This window comes from Arthrobacter sp. Y3225116 (genome assembly GCF_059091245.1).
In genome coordinates, this window is the sequence record NZ_JBNHGL010000247.1 from 1 (window position 1) to 4,141 (window position 4,141).

5 protein-coding genes are annotated in these 4,141 nt (G+C 67.8%); 2 read left to right on the forward strand and 3 right to left on the reverse strand.

From position 1 onward, the window contains the following. Positions 1-830, reverse strand: an 830-nt coding sequence (locus AC5RV2_RS15395; protein WP_494093058.1) for a diacylglycerol/lipid kinase family protein, incomplete at its 3' end; no start/stop codon positions are given. Next, a complete protein-coding gene (locus AC5RV2_RS15400; protein WP_494093059.1) occupies positions 755-1,084 on the reverse strand; it encodes a hypothetical protein in 330 nt (109 codons plus the stop codon). The genes AC5RV2_RS15395 and AC5RV2_RS15400, both read right to left, overlap by 76 nt. Before the next feature lie 98 nt (positions 1,085-1,182). On the opposite strand from AC5RV2_RS15400, the gene serS reads away from it, so the two are divergent. Beyond that, positions 1,183-2,472: a serine--tRNA ligase gene (gene serS, locus AC5RV2_RS15405; RefSeq protein WP_494001919.1), complete on the forward strand. Its 1,290-nt coding sequence runs from the start codon at positions 1,183-1,185 to the stop codon at positions 2,470-2,472. A 188-nt stretch (positions 2,473-2,660) separates the two neighbouring features. Further along, positions 2,661-3,503: an HAD family hydrolase gene (locus AC5RV2_RS15410; protein WP_494093060.1), complete on the forward strand. Its 843-nt coding sequence runs from the start codon at positions 2,661-2,663 to the stop codon at positions 3,501-3,503. Positions 3,504-3,596: 93 nt separating this feature from the next. Here the strand turns inward: AC5RV2_RS15410 and AC5RV2_RS15415 are convergent, their stop codons facing one another. Continuing rightward, positions 3,597-4,022 (reverse strand): DUF1761 domain-containing protein, encoded by a 426-nt coding sequence (locus AC5RV2_RS15415; RefSeq protein ID WP_494065434.1) that lies wholly within the window; start codon positions 4,020-4,022, stop codon positions 3,597-3,599. Positions 4,023-4,141 lie beyond the last annotated feature (119 nt).

A 4,141-nucleotide genomic window follows, 5' to 3' on the forward strand; every position in this document is an offset into this window, starting at 1 on the left:
GCCCGGTGGCTGCCGGTGGAGGGGACCGACTCGGTGCGCACCGCCAGCGACCGCGGCCTGACCTGGACGGTCAGCGACGTGACCGGCCCGGAGGGATCGCCGTCGAGCTGGCTTCCCATCGGTTCGTGCGTGGTGATGCGGACCTTCTGCCCGCGGTGGTACTCGATCACCGGAATCGGCGCGCTGTGCCGCACCAGCGTCTTGGCGGCAATCCACAACCAGCCGATCGCGCTGCGCGGACTGAGCACCACGATGTCCAGTTCGCCGTCGTCGATTTCCGCGGTGGGGATGAAATCGATCCCCGCCGGCAACTTCCCGCAGTTGGCCAGCAGGATGCTGCGGACGCGGCGGGGCCGGGTCGGCCCGTCGTCGATGCTGACCATGACGCGTTCGCGCTGGCCGGCAAGATGGCGGACTCCGGCTTCCGAATAGGCCATCCAGCCGAACCGGCGCTTCAGGTCGTCGCGGGTGTCCGCCAAGACATCCGCATCCACGCCGATGCCGGCGATCACCAGGAAGCTGTCCTGCGACCGTTCGCCGGTCGCCTCGTTCTCCAAGGTGATGTCGGCGGTGTCGATCTTGCGGATGATCCCGTGCAGCGCCACGTGGATGTTGGCCCGCAGGGCCGCCGGATCGAGACCCAAATTGCGGGCCAGCAGGTTGCCGGTGCCCAGCGGCAGCACCCCCATCGGCACCTGGGTGCCCGCCAACTCCGAGGCAACCACCCGGATCGTGCCGTCCCCGCCGCCAGCGATCACCACGTCGGCACGCTCGGCGATGGCCCGCCTCGCTTGGCCGTGGCCCGGGTCCCCGGGCGTGGTTTCCAACACCAGGGCGGGCTCCAACCGGCCGCCGCGCAGGCTGCCTCCACCTCGCGGCGGGCCTCGGCGGCCGCGTTCTTGACCGGGTTCACGATGAAGACCACACGCTGGTCGGGCAGGCCCGGGGAAGGCGCAAGCGCGGCCGGCACCGCTGTCCGGCGGCGCCCCAGCATGCCGCGGAGGCCCGGCCATCCCACCGCCAAGGCGGCCACCGCTAGCAGGATGATGAGGGCGGGCATCCATTCGGCAGTCATGTTGGTCATAGACTATCCAGCCCCGCCGCTTTGGCCCATTGAGGCCCGCGACCGGCTGCGGCGGGCGCGGATCGAGGCCGGAAAGCCTTTTTCGGTACCCTTAGCAGGTGATCGATGTAAACGAACTCCGCGCCAATCCAGAGATTTTCCGTGCCTCCCAGCGCGCCCGCGGCGCCGACGAGTCGGTGGTCGATGCCGTGATCGCCGCCGATACGGCCCGCCGGGAAGCGATCAACCGTTACGAGGGACTGCGCGCCGAACAGAATCTCTTCGGCAAGAAGGTGGCCCAGGCCACGGGCGGGGAGAAGGCAGAGCTCCTGGCGCAGGTCAAGGAGTTGGCGGCATCGGTCAAGGAAGCCCAGGCCGCGTCGGATGCCGCCCGCAACCAGCAGGAATCGCTGCTGCGCAGCATCCCCAACCGGATCGAAGACGGCGTTCCGGCCGGCGGCGAGGACGACTTCACCGTGCTCAAGACGGTCGGCGAGCCCCGCGACTTCGCCCGGGACGGGTTCGAGCCGAAGGACCACCTGGCCATCGGCGAGCTGATCGGCGCCATCGACATGGAACGCGGGGCCAAGGTTTCGGGCTCCCGCTTCTACTTCCTCAAGGGCGTGGGCGCCCGGCTGGAGATTGCCCTGATGAACATGGCGCTGGACCAGGCCGTGTCCAACGGCTTCATCCCCATGATCACCCCCACCCTGGTTCGCCCCGAAACCATGCAGGGGACCGGCTTCGACGTGGAGCACGACGACGAGATCTACCGGCTGGAACGGGACAACCTGTACCTGACGGGCACCTCGGAGGTGGCTCTCGCGGGCTACCACGCGGACGAGATCCTGGACCTGTCCGCCGGGCCGACGCGTTACGCCGGCTGGAGCTCCTGCTACCGCCGTGAGGCCGGGGCCGCCGGCAAGGACACCCGGGGCATCATCCGCGTGCACCAGTTCAACAAGCTGGAAATGTTTATCTACTGCCAGGTCGAGGAGGCCGCCGACGAGCACGCCCGTCTGCTCGCCTGGGAAGAAGAAATGCTGGCCAAGGTGGAGTTGCCCTACCGGGTCATCGACACCGCTGCCGGAGACCTGGGCATGAGCGCTGCCCGCAAGTTCGACTGCGAGGCCTGGGTGCCCACCCAGGAGGCCTACCGGGAGCTGACGTCCACCTCCAACTGCACGACCTTCCAGGCCCGCCGGTTGAACATCCGCGAACGCCAGGCGTCGGCGGACGGCGAAAAGAAGGGCACCAGGGCGGTGGCCACCCTGAACGGGACCCTGGCCACCACCCGCTGGATTGTCGCCATCCTGGAGCACCACCAGAACGCCGACGGCTCCGTGAATGTGCCGGCCGCGCTGCGCCCCTACCTGGGCGGCATGGACGTCCTCCCGGTGCTCTCCTAGCGCGCCGTTCCGCCCCGCCGGCGGCACTGCGGTGCCGTCGCGGCGGGGGCGGCGTTCACCGGCACTTCATTCGCCCGTAGAAAATTTCCTACCCGGGTGTCTGCCGCCCATGTTTGACTAGGGACATGACAACTACAGCTGACAAGGCTAACGCTGGCATCGACGACCAGCGGATTGCTACGGAAGATATGACAAACGATAAAAACGAAGCCCGGCGCCACAATTTCGTGGAGAACGGGTCCCGCAAACTGGTCGCGCTGGATGTGGACGGCACCCTGGTCAACCACGACGGCCACATGAGCGATGCCGTGCGCGAAGCAGCGCGCGCCGTCGTCGACGCCGGCCACGAGGTGGTCGTCTCCACCGGGCGGTCCCTGAACGCAACGCTGCCGATCATTCAGCTGATCGGCGTCACCAAGGGGTACGCCGTCTGCTCCAACGGCGGTGTCACCCTTCGGATCGACACGTCGCTGGAGGACGGCTACGAGGTGATCGACCGGGTGACGTTCAACCCCGGACCGGCCTTGCGGGTGATGCGGGACAAGCTGCCGACCGCGAAGTTTGCGCTCGAGGACGAAGAGGGCAACTTCCTGGCCACGGAGCGCTTCCAGGACGCCAGCTTCGGCATCGAGGCCAGGGGTGTCGACTTCGACGCGCTGCTGGAGTCCACGGCCGTGCGCGTGGTGGTTTCCAGCGCCGAAAACACTCCCGAGGAGTTCAAGGAAGCCATCGACACGGCAGGGCTCAAGGGTGTGACCTACTCGGTGGGCTGGACCGCGTGGCTGGACATCGCGGCCAACGGCGTGACCAAAGCCAGCGCGCTGGAATCCCTGCGCCGGAAGCTGGACGTCGAGCCGTCGCATACTGTCGCCATGGGCGATGGCCGCAACGACATCGAAATGCTGGACTGGGCCGCCCGGGGCGTCGCGATGGGACAGGCGCCCGAGGAGGTCCTGGCCGTCGCCCACGAGGTCACCGGAACCGTGGAGGAAGACGGCGCAGCAGTCGTGCTGCGCAGCCTGCTGGACTGAGGCTCCCGGCTGATCCACCCGGAGGAGGTGCCCGGATGAACCCGCCCGGGCACACTGGTTGCCGCCGGCTGCCTTGTGGGGCGGTGCCGGTCCTCAGGCTCCGCTGATCCCGAAGAGGCCGATGACCAGTGCCATGACCAGGAAGGTCACGAGTTCGTGCACGATGTTCAGGACGGTCAGTCCGACCGGCCGGCCCTCGAAGGCATCGTGCGTGGCGAAGCGGGCGGCGGTGAAGCCGGCCCAGAGGATGATGGCGGTCAGCACCGTGTTCCACAGGAAGTTGCCGCCGTAGAAGTCCTGCGCGATGGCCGCCGAACCCGCCAGCACCCACGCGCTGATCAGGCTGACGATCACCGTGATGATGATCGGGCGTACGGCGCTTTTGCCTTCGCCGGGGCTGACGTTGGCGACCCTCATCCAGTAGTTGCCGAAGACCTTCGGCGTGTACCAGACAGATCCGACGATCAGGGTCGAAAGGGTGGCCACGATGACCGCCCAAATGTTGATCTCCGGAACCATATAAATACTCCTTGTGTCGTTGGCCCGCCGGCGGAGGCGGGCGCCGTCTCCCTCGGAGTCTAGACGCCGCGGCCGGTATTGCCGTAGCGGCGGGGGCCGGTCAGCGCGGCGGGGCGACG